General features: G+C 36.9%; 18 protein-coding genes. 11 read left to right on the forward strand and 7 right to left on the reverse strand.

What is annotated here, in order from left to right:
* The first annotated feature begins 47 nt into the window (after positions 1–47).
* The 4 genes from LUA91_RS15755 to LUA91_RS15770 all read left to right on the forward strand — a co-directional run bounded on the left by LUA91_RS15755 (position 48) and on the right by LUA91_RS15770 (position 6,546).
* Positions 48–2,903, forward strand: coding sequence for a TonB-dependent receptor (locus LUA91_RS15755; RefSeq protein WP_231427073.1), 2,856 nt, complete (start codon positions 48–50; stop codon positions 2,901–2,903).
* 11 nt (positions 2,904–2,914) lie between these two features.
* Complete coding sequence (locus LUA91_RS15760; RefSeq protein WP_231427074.1) at positions 2,915–4,339, forward strand: RagB/SusD family nutrient uptake outer membrane protein; 1,425 nt, start codon at positions 2,915–2,917, stop codon at positions 4,337–4,339.
* Positions 4,340–4,516: 177 nt separating this feature from the next.
* Positions 4,517–5,959 (forward strand): glycoside hydrolase family 30 beta sandwich domain-containing protein, encoded by a 1,443-nt coding sequence (locus LUA91_RS15765; protein WP_231427075.1) that lies wholly within the window; start codon positions 4,517–4,519, stop codon positions 5,957–5,959.
* Positions 5,960–6,081: 122 nt separating this feature from the next.
* Entirely contained in the window at positions 6,082–6,546 is a 465-nt protein-coding gene (locus tag LUA91_RS15770) for a hypothetical protein (protein ID WP_231427076.1), read from the forward strand.
* 51 nt (positions 6,547–6,597) lie between these two features.
* Here the strand turns inward: LUA91_RS15770 and LUA91_RS15775 are convergent, their stop codons facing one another.
* The 3 genes from LUA91_RS15775 to panB all read right to left on the reverse strand — a co-directional run bounded on the left by LUA91_RS15775 (position 6,598) and on the right by panB (position 8,788).
* Positions 6,598–7,017: a hypothetical protein gene (locus LUA91_RS15775; protein WP_231427077.1), complete on the reverse strand. Its 420-nt coding sequence runs from the start codon at positions 7,015–7,017 to the stop codon at positions 6,598–6,600.
* A gap of 152 nt (positions 7,018–7,169) precedes the next feature.
* Positions 7,170–7,856, reverse strand: coding sequence for an RluA family pseudouridine synthase (locus LUA91_RS15780; protein WP_231427078.1), 687 nt, complete (start codon positions 7,854–7,856; stop codon positions 7,170–7,172).
* Between the two features lie 116 nt (positions 7,857–7,972).
* Positions 7,973–8,788 (reverse strand): 3-methyl-2-oxobutanoate hydroxymethyltransferase, encoded by an 816-nt coding sequence (gene panB, locus LUA91_RS15785; protein ID WP_231427079.1) that lies wholly within the window; start codon positions 8,786–8,788, stop codon positions 7,973–7,975.
* Between the two features lie 278 nt (positions 8,789–9,066).
* On the opposite strand from panB, the gene carA reads away from it, so the two are divergent.
* The 4 genes from carA (at position 9,067) to LUA91_RS15805 (ending at position 13,302) form a co-directional block, all read left to right on the forward strand.
* Positions 9,067–10,179 carry a glutamine-hydrolyzing carbamoyl-phosphate synthase small subunit gene (gene carA / locus LUA91_RS15790; RefSeq protein ID WP_231427080.1) on the forward strand — a complete coding sequence of 371 codons (1,113 nt, stop codon included), beginning with the start codon at positions 9,067–9,069 and terminating at the stop codon, positions 10,177–10,179.
* 198 nt (positions 10,180–10,377) lie between these two features.
* The gene (locus LUA91_RS15795; RefSeq protein WP_231427081.1) at positions 10,378–11,142 is read left to right on the forward strand and encodes an ABC transporter ATP-binding protein; all 765 of its coding nucleotides are present in this window, start codon (positions 10,378–10,380) and stop codon (positions 11,140–11,142) included.
* 145 nt (positions 11,143–11,287) lie between these two features.
* Positions 11,288–12,364 (forward strand): ABC transporter permease, encoded by a 1,077-nt coding sequence (locus LUA91_RS15800; protein ID WP_231427082.1) that lies wholly within the window; start codon positions 11,288–11,290, stop codon positions 12,362–12,364.
* A 254-nt stretch (positions 12,365–12,618) separates the two neighbouring features.
* Positions 12,619–13,302, forward strand: a complete 684-nt coding sequence (locus tag LUA91_RS15805; RefSeq protein ID WP_231427083.1) for a hypothetical protein — start codon at positions 12,619–12,621, stop codon at positions 13,300–13,302.
* Between the two features lie 11 nt (positions 13,303–13,313).
* Here the strand turns inward: LUA91_RS15805 and LUA91_RS15810 are convergent, their stop codons facing one another.
* From LUA91_RS15810 to kbl, 4 genes are all read right to left on the reverse strand, one after another.
* The gene (locus tag LUA91_RS15810; protein WP_231427084.1) at positions 13,314–13,889 is read right to left on the reverse strand and encodes a TetR/AcrR family transcriptional regulator; all 576 of its coding nucleotides are present in this window, start codon (positions 13,887–13,889) and stop codon (positions 13,314–13,316) included.
* Positions 13,889–14,296, reverse strand: coding sequence for a hypothetical protein (locus tag LUA91_RS15815; RefSeq protein WP_231427085.1), 408 nt, complete (start codon positions 14,294–14,296; stop codon positions 13,889–13,891). The genes LUA91_RS15810 and LUA91_RS15815 overlap by 1 nt, the downstream gene beginning before the upstream one ends.
* Positions 14,296–15,336: a phenylalanine--tRNA ligase subunit alpha gene (pheS, locus tag LUA91_RS15820; protein WP_231427086.1), complete on the reverse strand. Its 1,041-nt coding sequence runs from the start codon at positions 15,334–15,336 to the stop codon at positions 14,296–14,298. Before pheS ends, LUA91_RS15815 begins: the two co-directional genes overlap by 1 nt.
* Before the next feature lie 149 nt (positions 15,337–15,485).
* Positions 15,486–16,673, reverse strand: a complete 1,188-nt coding sequence (kbl, locus tag LUA91_RS15825; protein WP_231427087.1) for a glycine C-acetyltransferase — start codon at positions 16,671–16,673, stop codon at positions 15,486–15,488.
* A 248-nt stretch (positions 16,674–16,921) separates the two neighbouring features.
* Here kbl and LUA91_RS15830 point away from each other — a divergent pair, with 248 nt between their 5' ends.
* The 3 genes from LUA91_RS15830 to LUA91_RS15840 all read left to right on the forward strand — a co-directional run bounded on the left by LUA91_RS15830 (position 16,922) and on the right by LUA91_RS15840 (position 23,081).
* A complete protein-coding gene (locus LUA91_RS15830) occupies positions 16,922–19,369 on the forward strand; it encodes a DUF5686 and carboxypeptidase regulatory-like domain-containing protein (protein ID WP_231427088.1) in 2,448 nt (815 codons plus the stop codon).
* A 110-nt stretch (positions 19,370–19,479) separates the two neighbouring features.
* A complete protein-coding gene (locus tag LUA91_RS15835; RefSeq protein ID WP_231427089.1) occupies positions 19,480–20,433 on the forward strand; it encodes a rhodanese-related sulfurtransferase in 954 nt (317 codons plus the stop codon).
* 248 nt (positions 20,434–20,681) lie between these two features.
* On the forward strand, positions 20,682–23,081 hold the full coding sequence (locus LUA91_RS15840; protein ID WP_231427090.1) for a tyrosine-protein kinase: 2,400 nt from the start codon (positions 20,682–20,684) through the stop codon (positions 23,079–23,081).
* Positions 23,082–23,176: the final 95 nt, after the last annotated feature.

A 23,176-nucleotide genomic window follows, 5' to 3' on the forward strand; every position in this document is an offset into this window, starting at 1 on the left:
AGTTTACATTGCTTATGGTGTGTATACTGTGCGGAATCTCTTTGAGTATGGCACAGAATATTACTATAAAGGGTCTAGTAAAAGATCAAAAAGGTCTTCCACTACCTGGAGTTTCTGTAAAAGTAAAAGGAACTAACCAAGGAGCCTCCACTGCCGATAACGGTAGCTTTAGTATCACTGCTCCACAAAACGCTACATTGGAGTTTTCATTCATCGGTTTTAAAGCTGTTGAAGAAGTAGTGAATAATCGTACAAATATTAATGTTACCCTATCTGATGATAATCAACAATTGAATGAAGTTGTGGTAATTGGTTATGGTACAACAGTTAAGAAAGATTTAACAACTGCCGTAGTATCTGTTTCATCGAAAGATTTAGAGAACCAACCCATTACAAATCCTTTACAGGCCATTCAAGGTCGTGCAGCAGGTGTTCAGGTAAGTTCGCAATCAGGAAAACCAGGGGCTGGTATTTCCATCAGCATCAGGGGTAATACATCTATCACGGCTTCTAACAGTCCATTGTATGTAATTGATGGGGTAACTTCGAGAGATGCCAGTTTTGTAAATGCAAACGACATTGAATCAATGACGATTCTAAAAGATGCGTCTGCTGCAGCCATTTATGGTTCAAGCGGTGCTAATGGTGTAGTTTTAATCACGACTAAAAAAGGCTCTTCGGGCAAATTGAAAGTTGCCATAAATGCTTTTACCGGATTTTCTAATTTCTGGCAGGAGCAAGAAGTTTTAAATAGCGATCAGTATGTTGGTTTAATGAGAGAATTGGGCTACACCTCTTTTGGTGGTACTAACAATACCGATTGGCAAAAAGAAACTTTTGGAACCGGAAAGCAAAATCAATATCAGGTTTCGCTATCAGGCGGAACAAAAAGCGGTCAATATTATTTCTCTACAGGTTACCAACAAGATCAAGGAGTTGTTGCACCTGCAAAATTAGATCGTTTAACGGCTAACTTTAACGGAACGCAGAACATTACGCCATGGTTAAAATTAACTGGAAATGCTGTTTTAACCTCAAGCACATCTATCGATGTTGGTGATAATAGCAGTGTTTCTCGTGGCGGAGTTATTTTAGGTGCTTTAACCACACCACCTACAATCGGTATCTTCGAAGCAAATGGTCAATATACAACCATTCCAAATGCTGGCGGATGGGATAACCCATTGGCATTGGCTTATGGTTCAGATAATAGAAATAGAAACTTCAAATTCATTGGTGCTTTTGGCGCACAGTTAAATTTCACCAAAGATTTATTTTTAAAATCGACCATCAGTACCAATAACAATAGAAATTTCTATCGTTACTTTACCGATAATTTCTTAACCACTTATGGCCGTCAGGAAAGAGGCGTTGTTCGTGGTAATTCTACAAGAGAGGGCGTTTGGTTAAATGAGAACATTTTAAATTACACCAAAAACGTAGGTAAAAATGCATTTACGGCAACAGGTGGTTATACCATTCAATCATCAGATTGGAAATATAACAATTACGAATCTACTCGTTTCTATGATGTTTCAGGCAACCCAACCACGCCATCAGTTGCCTTAACAATCCCACAGCAAGCACAATGGAGCAAGCAATCGTACCTTGCCCGTGTAACTTATGCTTATGACAGTAAATATTTATTCAGCTCAAACTTTAGAGCGGATGGTTCATCAAGATTTGCAAAAGAAAATCGCTTTGGCTACTTCCCTTCAGTTTCTGCTGGCTGGAGAATTTCCGGAGAGAATTTCATGAAAGAAAGCAAAACCATTGATGATTTAAAAATTCGTGGTAGCTGGGGTAAAGTGGGTAATGATGAAGGTATTGGAGATTACGCTTACCTAAAACTTTATAGCGTGAATGCGCAAGGCGAATACAACCTGCAAAATCCGGCTAATAATGCGCTTACTTGGGAGAAAACAACTCAAACCAATGTGGGTGTAGATTTAACGATGTTTAAAAGTAGAATTACATTTAGTGCCGATGCCTATTTGAAAAAAACAAATGATTTATTGATCAATGTACAACTGCCTCCATCGTCTGGCTTCGGACAACAGGCTTATAATGTTGGTGCAATGGAAAATAAAGGTTTGGAATTTAGCTTATCTACTAAAAACTTTGATCGCGAGAAATTTAAGTGGACAACAGATTTAAACTTCTCTTTAAACCGTAATAAGGTTACTGATTTAGGTTCTACCACACAATCTTTGGATTTCGCGGGTATTTATGAGCGTGATGCCGCTGTTAGAGTGGTTACAGGAATGCCATTAGGCAGTTTTTATGGATATCAATTTACAGGTGTAAATCCAGCAACGGGTGCTGCTCAATATGCTGATACCAACGGCAATGGCGTAACAGGTTCTGCTGATCCTGGTGATAGAACTTTTATTGGTTCTGCCCAACCGAAATTTATCTATGGAATGACCAACAATTTAACTTACGGAAACTGGAATTTAAATATCTTTTTCCAAGGTGTTCAAGGAAGCCAATTGTTTAATGCCACCAGAATTGATTTAGAAGGTATGTTTGATTCCAAAAATCAATCGGCTGTTGTATTAAACAGATGGACAACTCCAGGTCAGATTACAAATATTCCAAAGGCATTGAGAAGCAGTTCAGAAAACTCGCTGACTTCGAGTCGCTTTGTTGAAGATGCTTCTTACCTGCGTTTAAAAACAGCCACATTATCTTACAGTTTTGGCCAGTCAGTATTGGAAAAATTGAGGATGAGCAAAATTACCGTATTTGCAACAGGTTATAATTTGTTAACCTTCACCAATTATTCTGGTTTAGATCCAGAGGTGAATGTAAGTTCAGCAAATGGTCCTAACATGGGCGTAGATTTTGGAACCTATCCACAATCAAGAAGTATATTATTCGGTGTTAATGTTGGATTTTAAGAAATAAGAAGATGAAACTAAAAATATATTCATTAGTAGCAATTGCAGCATTAACCATTACCATGCAAAGCGGTTGTAAAAAAGATTTCCTTGATAAGCAACCATTTAACCAGGTAACTGGCGATGTGGCGTTTACAACAGCTGCAGGAGCAGAAAAACTAATTTCAGGTGCTTATGGTGGCATGTATAATGATTACCATATTTGGGATTACATGATTAATGGTGATGTAACTGCAGATAATGCCTACGCGGGCGGCGATAACCCTGCAAATATCCAAATCGATTTATTTACCACCAATTCAACCAATGGGAATGTTGGCCGCGATTGGAGTGGGTTATATTCAAATATTAAAAATGCCAATGAGGTGTTGGAAAATGTACCCAACATTCAGGATCCGGCTTTAGATGCAGGTGGTAGAAGAAGCCAGATTTTGGGAGAAGCTTCAACCCTTCGTGCTTACTTTTATTTCCATTTGGTAAGGTTATGGGGCGGTGTGCCATTGGTATTAAAATCGCCAACTTCTTTAGAGGAAATGCAAAAATCACGTTCATCAGTTGATGAAGTTTATGCGCAAATCATCAAAGATTTAGAATATGCCTTACCATTGGTAAGAATTTCGGCACCAAATAAAGGCATCATAACCAAAGGTATTGTGAATGCTTTATTAGCCAAAGTGTATGCATCGAAACCTACACCAGATTGGACTAAAGTACAACAATATGCAGATGCAACCATCAACGGTGGTTATTCATTAATTGGATCATTCGATCAATTATTTGATGGCGCACATAAAAACAACAGCGAATCGATTTGGGAAATGCAATACGATGGTTGGGGCGGCCCTTCTGGTCGTGGTAATTGGATGACTGGCGTAATTGTGGGCACAGGATGGAAACGTTTTTGTACTCCCACAAATGATTTAGTAGCTGCATTTAATGCCGAAGGTGATGTTATTCGCAGAAATTCGAGCATCAGTTTTAAAAATGTATCTACCGAAGGCTGGTCTGATGATTATTGGTCAAAATCAAATTATCCTTTCATTAACAAATACCGTAATGATGATTTGGCTAACTCTTACATCATTCGCTTAGCTGACATTAAATTATTAAAAGCTGAAGCATTAAATGAGTTAAGTGCAGCCGGATGGTCAACTGCGGCGCCAATAGTAAATGAAATTCGTACCCGTGTAAATTTGGGTGCTACACCAGCAGCAAGCCAAGCGGCAATGCGTTTGGCAATTGAAAAAGAACGCCGTTTAGAACTGGCTTTTGAAGGTCAGCGTTGGTTTGATTTATTGAGAACAAACAGAGCGATTCCTGTTATGAATGCCCAAACAAATGGTAGCGGTGCCAACTTAAATTACAATGTTACTGCTGCGAAATTGCTATTCCCTATTCCACAGGCTGAATGGGATAGAAACCCAAACATTCGTTAGTATTGATTTATTTAAGGGCCATCAATTTGTCTTTAAATTTCAAATAGCCAAAATACTGCTCAAAGTATTTTGGCTTTGATAAATGCGATTTTAATCACACAAATTAAATCTTAAAGGGTGGAGTTTAAGTTTACTCCACTCCTTTTAATCATCTACCTAATAAAAACCTAAAGGCAAATGAAAACAATATTTAATACATGCCTGCTTGCAAGTATGCTTTTTGCATCTTGCGCCTGTAAAAAAAATGCTTCAACAACCAGCCAACATAATAAACCTGAAACATTGCCTGTTAAAAGCGAAGTAGGCTTTTGGTTAACGAAAGGTGATCAATCCCAGTTATTAAGCAAACAAAATGTTGCATTAAACTTTAGCGAAACAACTAACGCAAATCCAACTATTGAGGTTGATCCAAGTACAACTTTTCAAGAAATTGATGGATTTGGTTATACGCTAACTGGTGGAAGTGCCAGTTTGATCAATGCTTTACCAGCTGCCGAAAAAGACAAATTAATACAAGAACTTTTTGCTGTTGCTGATGATGCGATTTCTGTAAATTACATTAGAATTAGCATTGGTGGTTCTGATCTAAGTGCATATCCGTTTACCTATAATGACTTAGCAGATGGTGAAACTGATGAATCTCTGGCTAAATTTTCTATCGCTAAAGAGCAAACTGACCTAATTCCAATCTTAAAAAAGATTGTAGCCATCAACCCAAAAATCAAAATTTTAGGATCTCCATGGACTGCTCCAATATGGATGAAAAGCAATAAGAGCTTTATTGGTGGTAATTTAAAGCCTGAATACTATCAAACCTATGCTAAATATTTAGTTAAATATATTCAGGCCATGAAAGCGGAAGGAATTGTTATTGATGCGATTACACCTCAAAATGAGCCTTTGCATCCTGGCAATAATCCAAGCATGTACATGTCTGCCTTGGATCAGGCTAACTTTATCAAAACTGCATTAGGACCAATATTTAAAAGCAGTGGAATTGAAACGAAAATTATAATTTATGATCACAATGCCGATAAGCCTGAATATCCGATTACTATATTGAATGATGCTGAAGCCAAAAAATATATCGATGGATCTGCATTTCACTTATATGCAGGCCCTATTTCGGCATTAACGCAGGTACGCAATGCGCATCCTGATAAAAATATTTATTTCACGGAGCAGTGGGTTGGCGGACCAAGTAATTTCGGAGAAGATTTAAAGTGGCATGTTTCTACCTTGATTATTGGTGCAACGCGTAATTGGAGCAGAAATGTTTTGGAATGGAACCTGGCAGCAGATCCCAATTACAATCCACATACCGATAAAGGTGGTTGTACTTCTTGTTTAGGCGCCATCACTATTGCCCCTGCTATTAGTAGAAATGTAGCTTATTATGTTATTGCTCATGCATCGAAATTTGTTCCAACAGGCTCGGTCCGCATTGCATCAAACATTACCAATAATTTGCAAAATGTTGCATTTAAAACACCTGATGGAAAAAGAGTTTTAATCGTTTGTAATAATAACAATAGCGAAACCACATTCAATATCAAATTCAATGGTAAGGTAGTTACGAGCGCTTTGGATAAAGGTGCTGTAGCAACTTATGTTTGGTAAAAATCTTGTTTAATTGTTTAGATGGCCTCGCTTTAGCGGGGCTTTCTAATTTTTAGAGATTTGTATTCAGGCAATCTTGGCAAGCTGTTTGCGTTAAATAACGATCAATCCTTAAAATAAAAATGAAAAAATTAATCCCTTCGCTGTGCGTAGCCGTTACTTTAATGATGGCCTGCCAATCCAAAAACACCATTTCGGGTACTGGAGATTCAACAACTACAACTTCATCAGAAGATATTACTTCTACTCAATGTTATCAGTCTATCAAAAATAGAGATACGGCAATTGTGAGCTTAAATATTGAAAATGAGAAAGTTACAGGTTCGCTTTCTTATAACTTATTTGAGAAAGACAAAAACAATGGCGTTGTTGCTGGAATAGTAAAAGGCGATACTATTATTGCCGATTATACCTTTCAATCTGAAGGCTCAACATCTATTCGACAAGTTGCCTGGTTAAAACAGAATAATCAATTAATTGAAGGCTTTGGAGATGTGGAAGAAGTAGATGGAAAAACTAAGTTTAAAGATTTGGGAAAACTAAACTTTGATAAATCATTGGTTTTCAGCAAAATCAATTGTAAATAAGAAAGGGCTTGCAATTTTCATCGCAAGCCCAAATCACTAACACTAAAAAGTTTATTTCACAGCTTCTTGTGCCGCAGCCGACCACTCCTGACTTAATTTAGTCATGTAGTCAGAATATTTTTGAACTTCATCTGGTTTTAACTTACTTGCCCAGGTAGATGCTGTTTGAGCCCAGGTAGAATATTTTGTACTTAAAGCCTGAATTTCAGTTTGATTTTTGCTTTTCAGGGCTGCAATATACTCATCTTTCAATTTGGCATATTCTGCCAATCCTTTATTCACCTCGTCACTAGAAAAAGTTGGAACATCTGATTTAACTTCTTCAGTTTTACTTGTGGTTTTAACTGTTGTATCTCCGCTAACAACTGTAGTATCGCTACTTGTTGTTGTTTTTGTTTTGGTGTTATCGCATGATACGAGTGTTGCGGCGAATATACCTACCGCAGCAATTGATAAAATTGTTTTTCTCATAATATTTTTGGTTTAATTACTAAACTTTATTAACAATTATGCCAAAACTCGAAAGCGCTTTTTTAGCCTTTGAGAATACTCTATGCAATTAAAATAAAATCTGTTCGGGGAATAATTTACCAGAAATGGGGAAAAAAGATACCGTTTTAGCTTTACATGTTTTCAAACCTCTCCCAAAAACCATCGGTTGGTAATTTAGCAAAGATGTTAACTGGCTCTTTTTTTACAGGGTGCAAAAATTGTAATCTTCTGGCATGCAAACAGATACTTCCTTTTCTGCTTCCACGGGGATAACCATATTTATTATCGCCTACAATCGGACAATTCATAGAAGAAAGCTGTACCCTAATTTGATGCGAGCGGCCGGTAATCGGATCAACTTCCAAAAGGAAATAGCCATCAAGACTACCTATTAATCGATAAGAAAGTTCTGCCCGCTGACTATTTGCAACTTCCGATTTGTAATAGGTTACCACATTCTTCTGTGGATTTTTAATTAACCAGTGAACTAATGTTGCCGATTCCATTTCAGGCTTATTTCTCACCACTGCCCAATAAGTTTTTTTTACCTCGCGATTTTTAAAAGCAGCATTCATACGCTCCAGGGCTTTGCTCGTTTTTGCAAAAAGAATTACGCCGCTTACAGGCCTATCTAACCGATGCACCACACCTAAAAAAGCACCATTTGGCTTATTGTATTTTTTGGCAATGTATTTTTTTACTTGCTCATCCAAAGGTTCATCGCCAGTTTCATCAACCTGTACAATATCACCAGCTCTTTTATTAATCGCGATCAGGTGATTATCTTCAAAAAGTATGTCTTTATCGGTAATTGGCATATAACCCCTCCGCCCCTAATGGGGGACTTGAATTTCTATCGTATATATTAAATGGTGTAATATTTAACCCTGTTTTTCCAATGTGAATGGAACTCCCCCTTCAGGGGGACGGGGGGTTAATATTGTTCTTTATCGTTAGGAAAATCGTTCGCTTTAACATCACGGATATATGATTGGGCAGCACCCAGAATATCCTCATAAAGGTTAAGGTATTGACGTAAGAATCGTGGTTTAAATCCTTTCGTTAGTCCGATCATGTCATTCACCACCAAAACTTGTCCATCACAATCTTGCCCAGCGCCTATACCTATTGTAGGAATGTGTAAACTTTCAGAAACCTCTTTACCCAAAGCAGCTGGAATTTTTTCCAGAACGATAGCGAAACAACCCGCAGCTTGCAAAGCTAAAACATCGGTCTTCAATTTATTAGCCTCCTCTTCTTCTTTGGCTCGAACGGTGTAAGTTCCAAATTTATAAATAGATTGTGGCGTTAAACCCAAATGTCCCATAACCGGTATCCCCGCTGTAATGATACGCTGTACAGATTCAATAATTTCTTCTCCACCTTCAAGCTTCACTCCGTGAGCACCAGATTCTTTCATAATTCTGATGGCAGAATTCAATGCCTCTTTAGAATTTCCCTGATAAGATCCGAAAGGAAGATCGACCACTACGAAAGCACGTTTTACCGCTCTAATTACCGATGCTGCATGATAGATCATTTGATCTAGCGTAATTGGCAAGGTAGTTTCGTGCCCGGCCATAACATTCGATGCAGAATCGCCAACCAATAAAACATCCAAACCGGCATCATCCAAAATGGTTGCCATTGAATAATCGTAGGCAGTAAGCATTGATATTTTTTCACCACGTTGTTTCATTTCTTGTAAAATGTGGGTGGTTATTCTTTTGATTTCTTTATGTACTGACATGGATTTTGTTTTGTTGCTCCAAAAGTATCGTTTTTTCTTTAAAAAGGGATAAGGTAAAAAGGTATACGGTTTAGGTCTAATAATCTTGAACCCCTTACCTACTTTTTAACCCTAATTTTGTTTTTTTTCTTTTCATTCCCAATCTTAAACCCTATCTTTGTACCCCGAAATGGAAGGGATTTATTTATCTTTTTTTGCACCCCGCAAAAACGGCTTTAATGCCGAAAGACATCCTTTTTTCAACTCTTTTTTAAATCAAAATCCATATTGTAATTACCATGACTAACTACACCAAGTTACCTGCGATTTTATTACTGGCCGATGGCACGGTTTTTCACGGCAAAGCTGCTGGGAAAATTGGCACCACTACTGGCGAAATTTGTTTTAATACCGGGATGACAGGTTACCAGGAAATTTTCACCGATCCAAGTTATTTTGGCCAGATAATGGTTACCACCAATTCACATATTGGTAATTATGGTATCCAAAGAGAAGAAATTGAATCAGACTCCATTAAAATTGCTGGTTTAGTTTGTAAAAACTACAACATTGTATATAGCCGCAAGCAAGCAACTGAATCTATTCAAGATTACTTTCAGAATGATAATTTAGTGGCCATTTCTGATATCGATACCAGAGCTTTGGTTCGCCACATTAGAGATAAGGGCGCCATGAATGCTATTATTTCATCAGAAATTACAGACCTGGATGAATTGAAACAAAAACTATCAGAAGTGCCTTCGATGGATGGTTTAGAGCTTTCATCAAAAGTAAGTACAACTGAACCTTATTTTTATGGTAATCCTGATGCAAGTTTAAAAGTAGCCGCATTGGATTTAGGGATTAAGAAAAACATTCTTCGCAGTTTCGAAAATCGTGATATTTATGTTCAGGTTTTCCCAGCTAAAACGAAATTTGCCGAAATGGAAAAATTCAGTCCAGATGGTTATTTCATTTCAAATGGCCCTGGCGATCCATCGGTAATGCCTTATGCTGTGGAAACCATTAAAGAAATTTTAGCTGAAGATAAGCCTTTGTTCGGAATTTGTTTAGGTCACCAATTATTGGCCGAAGCAAATGGTATCGGAACCATGAAAATGTTCAACGGTCACCGTGGCTTAAACCACCCGGTAAAAAATATCATCAAAAATCATTGTGAGGTAACTTCCCAAAATCATGGTTTTGGAGTTGTTCCTGATGAAGTTAGAAATTCGGATAAAGTAGAAATTACACACGTTAACTTAAACGATAAGTCTATTGAAGGAATACGTGTTATAGGCAAGAAGGCATTTTCAGTACAATACCACCCGGAATCATCTCCGGGCCCACACGATTCCCGTTACCTTTTTGATGATTTCGTAAATGTAATGAAGGGCGAGTTGGTTTGGTAAGAAAAGCAGAAAGATAAAGCTTAAGACTAAATCAAATAATTTAAAATCTGCGAATCTGCGGCGATGAAAAAGCTAAAGACTCGCAGATTTGTTTTTTAAACTATCTACGTAAGACTATAATTATCATTTTTATTACCATTTTCGGAAATAAATATTAAAATTCATTTTCCATTCATTTAAGCTCCTTACATTCGCAACATGGAAACAAAAAAAGCCATCATCAGCGTTAAAGATCTGGTTAAAAAATACGATGATTTTGTAGCCGTTCAAGGTTTAAGCTTTGAGGTATACGAACATGAAATTTTCGGATTACTAGGTCCGAATGGCGCCGGAAAAACCACCACACTCGAAATTATTGAAACTTTAAGAGCCAAAACCTCAGGTGAAATTATTGTTGACGGTTTTTCTGTAGATAAAAATCCTCAGGAAATTAAACAAATTATTGGTGTTCAATTACAAGCTGCGGGTTATTATCCAAATTTAAATTTAGTAGAGTTGATTGAACTTTTTGCAGGTTTATATGGCGCAAATATTAAGCCCATGGAAATGTTGGAGAAAGTTAATCTACAAGATAAAGCCAAAGCAAAATATAAAGCACTTTCTGGCGGACAAAAACAGCGTTTTTCCATTGCTACAACATTAATTAATCAACCAAAAATTATTTTTCTTGATGAACCAACAACAGGTTTGGATCCGCAGGCGAGAAGAAATTTATGGGATTTAATTACCGAAATACGTAACTCCGGAACCACAGTTGTAATAACAACGCATTATATGGATGAGGCCGAACAACTTTGTGATCGCGTTGCCTTTGTAGAACGCGGACAAATCATTGCTGTAGATACACCCGATAATTTAATAGATCAGCTGGTTGCTTCTGGCTTTGAACGCAAAAAAGAAGTTAAAAAAGCTAACCTTGAAGATGTATTTATAAATTTGACGGGTAAAGAGTGGAGAGAATAACAAAATAATATTTTTTTGAACAGCAATTTCAGTATTTCAATTATTGTTACTCCCGCTTTCCGCTATAGTCCCGATGAAAAATCGGGAGCTGCCGCTTCAATCGGGTTTATCCAAATAAAACAATACAACTATTAGAAAATAGTATATGCAAAAATATAGCAATACCACAGCAACATTAGCATTAGCAAAAGCAAGCTTCCGTTCCATCATGCGAAGTCCTTCGGCGGTGGTATTTACATTAGCTTTCCCTTTAATTTTCATTTTGGTTTTCGGCTTTTTAGGTGGAGGTGGAACCAGATTGGATGTTGGCGTAAAACCCGGATCGGATATCAATAATCCGGTTCTTACCATGCTTAGCAAAACTGGTATGATAAGATTGGTTATGGATAAATCTCAAAAGGATTTAGACAAGCTACTGGAGAAGGGGAATGTAGATGCTGTGATTGATGTGCATAAGAAAATGAATTCAGTTGCCTACTCTGTAAATGTGGTATACACATCCGCATCAAGAGATAAAGGAGGAATTTTAAAATCGGTTTTAAATAATGTTTTTTACGATAAAACACTGAAACCAACAGTTGCAGAAATAAAAGAAAGTACCATTACTGGTAGAGAATATAAGACCATCGATTTTATTCTCCCCGGACAATTAGGCTTCTCACTGCTAAGTACTGGTGTTTTTGGTACAGCCTTCGTATTTTTAAGTTTGCGCCAAACGCTGGTTATCAAACGGTTTTTTGCTACTCCAGTAAAACGATCGAGCATTGTAATTGGAGAAGGAATTGCAAGAATAGGCTTTGCGTTAATTGGTGCATTATTTATAATATTAATCGGCCATTTCTTTTTTGGCTTTACACTTGTTCACGGTGCACTTACAGTCGTCAATATGCTCATATTGGCCACCATGGGCATTATTGTTTTTATGGGGTTTGGGTTCATTATTTCAGGTGTTGCCAAAAGCGAAAGTATGGTTCCACCGATTTCGAACATTGTAACCTTGCCACAATTTTTATTATCCGGAACCTTTTTTTCCATTGAAGCATTTCCAAATTGGCTACAACCTATTAGCAGGGCATTACCCCTAACTTATTTGAATGATGCGATGCGTCGGGTTGCTTTTGAAGGTTCGGACTTGTGGGACGTAAAATTCCAGATTATGATTCTTTTAATTTGGGGTATAGTGATTTACGCCATTGCTGTGAAAGTATTTAAGTGGGAATAAATTACTCTGCATTTTATTTAAATCGAGAAATGGCTGTTTTGAAATATAAATAGCCATAGCCTTTATTGGCAAAACCGATAGTATAATTAACTTACTTGCCCGGCAAGGTAAAATAGATGCCTTTAAAGAAGGAAGAAATTGGCTTACTACCAGAGAGGCGATAGATCATGATGTAAAAAACAGAAAACGAGAACGTTAACCTTTTTTAACTTTTGGTACATGATTATTGAACTACTTTTGATGAAAAATCATCAATGAAAAAAGTATTTCTATTCTTGTTCGTGCTCTCCTCTTTTCAATCCATGGCGCAATTTAAATTCTTAGCCAACAACAGTTCAAATCAATACAAGGCCAAAATATTCGTAGCTGATTGTGATGATGATTTATGCGGAGGAAAGGCAACTATTATTCTGTATAATAAAATATCTGGCAAAGAATTAGAAACATTTCGCTCTGCAGATTTAGATTTTAGCTTAACAGAAAAACAGGATGCTAAAATTGGCTGGCTTGAGCTTGGCAAATATCAAAGTCCACTGATTTTCGGAGATTTTAACTTTGATGGACAGGAAGATATGGCCATAAGAAATGGAAGCACAGGAGCTTATTTGAGTCCTTCTTACGACATCTATCTCGCAACTAACAACAATAAGTTCTTATTAAATAAGGAATTAACTAAACTAGCCTCTGAAAATTTGGGGATGTTTGAAATCGATAAAAAAACGAAAATTTTAACAACAGAGCAAAAGGACGGATGTTGTTACCATAAAACTATCAATTACAGTTTTGATACTAAAAACAAATTAACAGAGGTTTCGTCTATGATTGAAGATTCAAGCGTTGGTGATATCGTAACCGTAATTACTCAAAAGAAGGTTAGCGGGAAAATGATTAAAACTATACAGCGCTTTAAAACAGCAGATTACTATAAAAACAACTAGTAAATTACGGCTTAAAGTGCTGCCTTCACTAAAAATGGCAATATTTCCTTTTGAAAACTCACAAAGTTTTTACGTACATCAGAATCACTAACAGAAGTAAAGGCGAAAGAGAAAACAATACTTTTACTGGCTTTAAGCAAAAAAGCTAAACCCTCTCTTCGAGCTGGATTATTCTTGAAAGTATCCAGTTCCAAATAAGCAGCCAGCAATAAAGCTTCCAATTGATCGGAAAGATGCTTTAAAAATTCTTGAGAGTTGGCGTTTTCACGAACAAAATCCCAACCAATAAATTCATTACAGGCTGTAAAAGACAACCGGCTTGTTTTCATTACTAAAGCCTTTAAATGCTCTTCTTCCGAGCCATAACTCACTTTATTATTGATAATTTCGTGTAAGTTTTGATCCAGGTAATCCATAAGAATGCTATCCAGAACCTGCTCTTTACTCTCAAAATATTTATAGATGGTTGCTTTCGCTATACGGGCCTTTTTAGCAATTTCGTTTACACTTGTTTTGTGGTATCCGTATTTTCTAAAAAGTTCTTTGGCAGCTTTTTTAACTGTATCCTTAATTTTTTCAGCTTCCATTAATTTCTTACGTTAATTGTAGTGTTACCTTGCAAGGAAACAGTATAAGTTTTTAGGCTTCTCTCTGCTGGTGCCTTTTGGGGTGTTCCATCAAGTAGAGAAAACTTAGCTCCCGAACAAGGATCAGTAGCTGTTAAGCCATTATCATCCGGAACAATTTTGCATTTGCTATCGGGGTTAACGGCACTGCAACGATCAAAAGCTACAAAACCACCTAGTGGAGTTCTAACAATAATCAAACCTGCAATACCATTGTTTGGCACCAGAAGCACATTATTTACAGCCTTAATACCAAATTCTACTAAGGTTACATTGTAGTTAACAGGTACATCCGGAATAAAGTTTTCTTCCTTACCACAGCTGGTAAAAAGAATTAAAACCAATACTATGCTGTATAAATACCTCATTAAATCAAAGCAGATTTGTATTGCTTTAAAAAGCGAACATCGTTTTCTGAAAACAAACGAAGATCTTTAATTACATATTTAAGGTTGGTAATTCTTTCGATTCCCATACCGAAAGCAAAGCCGCTGTATTTTTTTGAATCGATTCCGCAATTCTCCAAAACATTTGGATCTACCATGCCACAACCTAAAATTTCTACCCAACCACTGTGCTTGCACATGTTACAGCCAGCCCCATTACAAATGGTACACGATATATCCATCTCTGCAGATGGTTCGGTAAATGGAAAATATGATGGACGGAAACGAACTTTGGTTCCTTCTCCATATAACTCCTGAACGAAATAAAATAAGGTCTGCTTTAAATCAGCAAAGGATACATTTTCGTCTACATACAACCCTTCTATCTGATGGAAGAAGCAATGTGCTCTTGCCGAAATGGCTTCGTTGCGGTAAACACGACCAGGCATAATGGCACGGAATGGTGGTTGCCCCTGCTCCATCATACGCACCTGCACCGATGAAGTATGTGTACGTAATGCAATATCGCCCTTTTCACCACCTTTTTTAATGAAGAAAGTATCTTGCATATCTCTAGCAGGATGTTCTTCAGGAAAATTAAGCGCCGAAAAGTTATGCCAATCATCTTCAATTTCAGGACCTTCGGCAACAGTAAAGCCTAGTTTAGCAAAAATTTCTACAATTTCTCTACGCACCAATGCTAATGGATGGCGAGATCCGATTTCGAAACCTTCACCAGGCAGCGTTAAATCCAAGCTTAATTCTTCGGTTTTTGAGCCCGAATTTTCAGTTGATTCCTTTAATGTTTGATATTTGGATTCAGCAAGTTGTTTGAATTCATTTAAAACCTTGCCCAATGATCTTTTTTCTTCGGTAGAAACAGTTTTAAATTCCTCAAAAATTTCTTTGATAATTCCTTTACTGCCTAAATATTTGATTCTGAATTGTTCCAGTTCGTCAGCCTTTTCCGTTACGAAAGCATTGATTTTTTCCGAGTATTGTGTTATTTTGTCCTGTAACATGGCTTCAAATATACAGCAAATAATCTAGAAAATTTATAGCGAACGGGTTCAAATAATCAGTTTACAATATCATTATAAAAGAAAATGAACTCAAAACGAAAAAAGCCGCAATTACGCGGCCTTCTCAAATTATATAAAACCTATGGGAGTTAGATCACTCCTAATTCCTTACCTACTTTTGTAAAAGCTGCAATGGCTTTATCCAAATGGTGTTGCTCATGACCGGCAGACAGTTGAACACGGATTCTTGCTTTGCCCTGTGGAACAACCGGATAGAAAAATCCGATGACATAGATGCCTTCCTCTAGCATTTTTGCGGCAAACTCCTGTGCAATTTTAGCATCATAAAGCATTACCGGTACAATAGGGTGAAAACCCGGTTTGATATCAAAACCTGCATCAGTCATTTTTTCGCGGAAATATTTTGTGTTGCTTTCCAACTTATCTCTTAGTGATGTGGTTTCGCTTAACATATCTAAAACCGCGATAGATGCCCCTGCAATGGCTGGCGCCAATGTATTGGAAAACAAATACGGACGAGAACGTTGGCGTAACATATTAATTATTTCTTTTTTGCCCGATGTAAAACCGCCAGAAGCACCACCCAAAGCCTTACCTAAGGTTCCGGTGATGATATCGATGCGATCCATAACATTGAAATGTTCGTGCGTACCTCTACCTGTTTTGCCAATAAAGCCAGAACAGTGCGACTCATCGATCATAATCAATGCTTCATATTTATCAGCCAAATCGGCAATTTTATCCAATGGCGCAACTGATCCATCCATAGAAAACGCACCATCAGTAACAATAATTCTATGTCTGCAATCTTTAGCTGCAATCAGTTGTTTTTCTAAATCCTCCATATCCGCATTTTTATAACGGAAACGTTGCGCTTTGCATAAACGAACACCATCAATAATAGAAGCGTGATTTAATTCATCAGAAATAATAGCATCTTCTGCATTAAACAATGGCTCAAAAACACCTCCGTTAGCATCAAAAGCAGCTGCATATAAAATGGTATCTTCAGTACCTAAAAATTGAGATATTTTTGCTTCAAGTTCTTTATGAACGTCTTGAGTTCCACAGATAAAACGAACTGAAGACATGCCGTAGCCATGATCGTCAATTGCTTTCTTTGCTGCCTCAATCACTTTCGGATGTGAAGAAAGCCCCAAGTAGTTATTTGCACAAAAATTAATCACCTCTGCCCCACCACTTACTTTAATGTCGGCACCTTGAGGTGTAATGATAATCCGTTCGCGTTTAAACAACCCAGCGTTTTCTATTTCTTCAAGTTCTTTTTGGAGAACAGGTTTAAGTGTTTTATACATGGCTTTTAAAATATTTTTCCCTCCAAAGTTATGAAAAAAACTTTTCGACGACCTAAAAAGGCTGTATTGGAGTGTAACTATTTATGCGCAAACGTTTGTTGTTTTGCTTCGAAGGCATATTGAAAGCTAATCAACAGGAAAAAAACTTCTAAAAACTTATTTTTTATTCAACTTAACAAACTTTAACATACCACTACGTGTATAGTGTTAAAACTTATTCGATATTTATAGCTTACTAATCAACACACATGACCCGATTTTGCGCACTCCTCCTTTTTTGTAGTTTAACTCATTTTGCCATAGCACAACAATATACAGTGAGCGGAACAATTAAGGATACCGGTGGACAGCCAGTGCCTTTTGCTTCGGTTTACATTAAAAATACCACTACAGGAACATCCGCAAATGTTGATGGAAAATATGCCATTAAATTAGAGAAAGGGCAACATGTACTTAGTTATCGGGCTGTAGGCTATAAACAACAGGATTTTTCCATTAAGCTTAATGCAGATTTAACACGCGATATAACACTCGCTTCAGAAAGCTACACACTTGATAATGTAACCATTAGGGCAAATGCCGAAGATCCGGCTTTTGAAATTATCAGGAAAGCCATAAAACAACGAAAAATCCATTTGGAAGAAGTTAATGCATTTACCTGCGACGTTTACATTAAAGGCGTTCAACGCTTAAGAGGTGCACCGAAAAAATTTATGGGTAGAGATATCCAAAAAGTTATGGAACTGGATTCTAATCGACAAGGCATTATTTACTTATCAGAATCAAATAGTAAATTTAGTTTCCGCAGACCTAATGACATTCATGAAGAGATGATTTCATCGAAAGTTGCAGGTAGAAATAATGCATTCAGCTTTAATAAAGCTTCTGATCTGATCATTAACTTTTACGATAATTACCTTTTAGAGAACACGCTTAGTGCGAGAGGTTTTATTTCACCAATTGCTGATAATGCCATGTTTTATTACCGGTACAAACTGGTTGGCGAAACAAAAGAAAACGGCGAATTGATTTATAAGATCCAGGTGATTCCCCGACGAGAGAATGATCCTGTTTTTAGAGGATATATTTATATTATTGATGAGAGCTGGAGAATTTACAACACAGATGTTTTCCTTACTGAAAAAGCGGGAATTAATTTTATCGACACCCTAAATATCAATCAACAATTTACAAAAGTTAAAGATACCTATATGCCTACAAACATTAATTTTCAGTTTGCAGGAAGCGTTTTAGGGTTTAAACTGGGAGGATATTTTGTGGGTGTTTATAGTAATTACAACCTTGACCCTAAGTTCCCTAAAGACCGTTTTAGTGGCGAGATATTAAAAATAACGGAAATGGTAAACAAGAAGGATTCGTTATATTGGGTTAATAATCGGCCTATTCCTTTAACATCCGATGAAAGTTTAAACTACATTAAGAAAGACAGTGTTGCCAAACGAAAAGAGTCAAAAACTTATCTGGATTCGTTAGAGAGAGAAAATAATGAATTTGGCATTGGTAAATTATTATTACGAGGTTACAGTAAAAATGATCGCTACCACAAACGATACTTAAGCTTTGATCCGGTTTTGAAATCTATATTTTATAATACCGTAGAGGGCTTTGCCATTAGATATGGCGTTACCTACCGCAAAGATTTTGAAAATAGGCGATCCTATTCCATCAGGCCAGAGCTTAGATATGGTTTTGCCAATAAAAAGTTAACCGGAAGTTTAACCGGAAGTTATTATTATGACCCACTAAAACGTGCTGCAATAGGTGGGTCGTTTGGAAATGGTATTTTCGATTTAAATAACCTGGGTTCGATGACGCAGCTTGGTAATACCATCAACTCCTTACTTTACGAAAAGAATTTCCCTAAATTTTACGAAAAAAGTTTCGTAAATATTAACACCACAAGAGAGTTAGCCAGTGGTTTACAGGCTAGTTTAAGTGCGGATTATAGTAAAAACAATACCTTAACCAATAATTCTGATTTTAAACTATTCGATGCTAAAGACAGAGAATTCACATCCAATAATCCATTTTCACCAACTGCTGAAACGCCGCTTTTCCCTACATACAAATCTTTTAGCGCCACAGCAAGCTTAACATACACGATTGGGCAAAAATATATCACCCGTCCGGATGGTAAGTTTTATACTGAATCTCATTTCCCTAAAATTACAGTGCTGTATAAAAAGGGTTTCAAAAATGTTTTGGGAAGTGATATCGATTATGATTTTGCTAAAATAGAAGTGGCACAGGATAGAATTGGTTTAGGCTTGTGGGGATATACCTCGTTTTTGGTTGGCGCCGGTAAATTCCTTAACAATTCCAAAGTTTACTATCCCGAATACAAACATTTTGCTGGTAACATCTCCACCATTTTCCCTCCAAATTTAAGAAAGTTTCAATACCTGGATTTCTATCAATTCAGCACCAATCAGCAATATTTTGAAGCCCACGTAGAACATAATTTCGCTGGTTTTTTCCTGAACAAAGTGCCCCTGCTTCGTAAAGCAAAACTTGAAGAATTTATTGGCGGAGGTTATTTATCATCACCAGAAAAAAGAAATTACAAAGAATTTTACTTTGGGCTACAACGTTTAGTACTAAGAGTTAGCTATGGTTTTGCTTATGATGGCGCCAGTAAGTTAACGCAAGGGTTTAGAATAGCGTACGGATTTTAAAAAGGTTTAAGGTTGAGGGACAACCTTAAACCCTAAACCTTTTAACCTTCTACCTTTTTTACTATATTTGCCACGCTTTAAACGCCGTTTGCAACGGTATCAACAGCGTTATGAAAAAATATCAAACACTACTTTACTATTGCTATAGTTACATAGCAGAGGCAGAACAATTTGCTGCCGATCATCTTAAATTTTGTAAATCTTTAGATTTAGTTGGCCGTATTATCGTGGCGGATGAAGGTTTAAATGGTACGGTTTCGGGTTCTCCTGAATCCTGTGAGGCCTATATGAAAGCCATCCATGCTGATGAGCGCTTTGCCAAAACTGAATTTAAAATTGATGACGTAGAAGAACCTTCTTTTTTGAAAATGCACTGCCGTTATAAATCAGAAATTGTTCATTCAGGCTTGAGAGATACTTCGATCATCAATCCAAATGAGCAAACTGGCAAACATTTAGAACCTGCTGACTTCATGAAGATGAAAGATGACGAAGATGTAGTGATTTTGGATGTTCGTTCAAATTACGAACACAATCTTGGAAAATTCAAAAACGCCATTACCCTTGATATTGAAAATTTCAGGGATTTCCCGGAACAAATCAATCAGCTTGCTCAATATAAAGATAAGAAGATTTTAACCTACTGCACAGGTGGAATTAAATGCGAAAAAGCATCCGCTTTGTTGTTACATCACGGTTTTAATGATGTTTATCAATTGCATGGTGGCATTATCAAATATGGCAAAGAAGCGGGCGGTAAAGATTTTGAAGGAAAATGCTATGTTTTTGATAACCGTATTGCTGTTGATGTAAATCAGGTTAATCCAACGGTAGTTTCAGTTTGTTACAACTGTGGTAAAACCACGCCTAAAATGATTAACTGTGCCAATCCTGAATGTAATGAGCACATTACACAATGCGATAATTGCGGTGAAGAATTACAGGGCTGTTGCTCAGCTGCTTGCACTACAAATCCACGTAAACGTCCTTATGACGGAACTGGATATTATGTAAAAGTACCACAACCTGTAACGAAGAAAGTTGTAGAGACATCGGCTGTTTAGTTCAATTATAAATCAATGGGATAATTTATTCCATTGATAATTTTTATTAGGCATTATTTCGGTTCTTTGCCAGGAACGAACTTTTATAAAGGATATTTCTTCCCATCAACTTCAATAATCAAAAGGCATATCTATTTTTCAAGTTCACAGTCTCGACTAAAATTTGCTGGAACATCACGTCTTTTAAAAAATACCGCTTATCTTTATAACTTTATCTTAGTGTCCCAAACATTCTAAAAAAGTATAAATTGACTGAGTTAGTGCAAGAGAAAAAGGCTGTAAGCCAAAGTATTGATTTCTATAAAATCTTTAGGGTATTTTTAAGTCGTTGGTATTGGGTTGCATTTACTGTAACCGTTGCAATTTGTGGTGCCTGGCTATACTTATGGTACACCCCTCCAATTTTCCAAACAGGTGCATCTCTAAAATTAGAAGACAGCAATCCAGCAATTAATACTGGCGGTCAGGCCGCCATGCAAAACTATAACTATACAGATAAAATTCAGGCCGAAAGTTTTACCATTCGCAGTAATGAGGTTATTGCAAATGCGGTAAAAACCCTCGATTATAAAATTAGTTACTACCTCAAAGGCCGTGTTAGAACTACAGAACTCTACCCAAATGTTCCATTTGTTATTGAAATCATTAAACAAGATAGCGTAAACTTTGGCCGATCGCTATATGCAGTAAAAGGTATTGATGATAAAAGTTTTCAAATTTCTTCTGCTGACAATGAGGATGCAAAAACCATTGTAAAATATGGTCAAAACATTAATATGGGAAATATGACTTTCCGTATTAAAGATAATATTCCTGTTAACAGCACTTATCAATTCAAATTTAATAGCAAGGAAGATTTTATTGGTCGGGCGATGGGCGGTTTAAATATTGGTGAAGCTGCCCGATTTACCAATGTAATGAGTTTGAGCCAAACGGATGCAAATGCCGTTTTTGCAGCTGATATTTTGAATGCCATCATGAAAGAATACGTGAAGTATGATGTGATTCAAAGAAGAAGATCGGCAAGGCAAACCGTAGATTTTATCGACAATCAATTGGGTTTTATTAATACTGAAGCAGGTAAATCCGGAAGTACTTTAGCCAATTATAAAACACAAAATAAGATGGTTGATATGAGTTCATCAACCGCCATGACAGTTGGTAAACTCGCCGATTTTGAAAAGCAAAAAACTGAACTTAATTTAAAATTGCTGGGGATTAAACAGCTGGAAGATCAGATTAATAACAACCGGAATAAGGTAGAAATAGGGGTTGATTTAGAGGGTGATTTAAGTACTGGCTTAGGTGCATTGGTTACCCAACTTAATACTTTACTGGCCAATAGAGAAATTAAACTGAATCAGTTTAATCCCGAATCGCAACCAGTAAAACAGGTTGAACAGCAGATTGCCAATGTTAAATCAGGCATTAGAAGTAGTATTCAGGGCATGCGTAGAAACAACGAAGCTACAATCCGATATATCGATAACCAGATTGCTGGCGTAACGCAAAGCATGAGTACCATACCTGTAAAGGAGCAGAATTTTGTAAAACTACAAACCAACTTTGAAGTGAACAATAAAGTGCGGTCTTATTTATCAGAAAAGAAACTAGAGGCTGAAATGAATGCCGCCGCCATTGTTCCTGGTGCTTCAATTGTAAATCCTGCATATCCATCTTACTTTGCCATTTCGCCAAATGGAAACAAGGCTTACAGTACCTCTTTAATGTTGGGTTTGGCTTCGGGTTTTGGTTTAATTTTATTGGTTCGCTTTTTAAATCCTTACATCTACGATAAAGAAACTGTTGAAGGATTAACCCATACGCCAATTATTGGTGTAATTAGAAAATTTCCTGATTTTATTGATCAGGACAGCCGACAAGCCCTATCATTGGCTAAACCAAAATCGGTTTTTGCCGAATCCGTTCGATCGGTAAGAACAAATTTAAGCTTTTTGGCCAGTCACAAAGCCAGCAAGGTAATTTGTATTACTTCAGAAATATCGGGAGAAGGAAAATCATTTGTTACCATTAATCTGGCAAGCACTTTGGCATTAATTGAAAAGCGAGTGATTCTTATTGCTGCGGATTTACGTAAATCGAAATTGCATAAAGCATTTGGCAGTGATAATAAAAAAGGATTGAGTTCATTACTTTCCGGACAGGCTACTTTTGAGCAGGTTATGATCCATGATGATGTTCATCACATCGATTTCATTCCATCCGGACCTGTGCCCCCTAATCCGTCTGAATTGCTACATACCGCAGCCATGAAAGAATTGTTAAAGCAATTGGAAGCCGACTACGATTATGTTTTGGTGGATACTGCGCCTGTTGGCTTGGTATCAGATGCGATCCCATTGATCCGTTCTTCAGATATTAACCTGTTTGTTATCCGTTCCGGTGTTTCGCAACAAAGGGCAGCAAACATTCCCGAACGTTTATCAAGAGAATACGGATTAAGCAATTTGGCCATCATTTTGAATGCTTTTGGCGACGATGCCCTTTATTCTAATTATTACACAACAGATTATTCTCGCGGTGGCGGAAACAGCACTTACTATTATTCTGATTATTCTGGATATTCTGGATCGGGTTATTATGATGATGAAAATAGGAAGTGGTGGATGTTTTGGAAAAAGAAATAGTAACACTTTAAAGTTAAAAGTTAAAGGTTAAAAGTTGAGGGTTAAATGTTAAAAGTTGAAGAATTGGCCAAAAATTGGTGTCTTATCGATCTAAA

The sequence above is a fragment of the Pedobacter sp. Leaf250 genome (assembly GCF_920984735.1).
GTDB lineage: Bacteria > Bacteroidota > Bacteroidia > Sphingobacteriales > Sphingobacteriaceae > Pedobacter.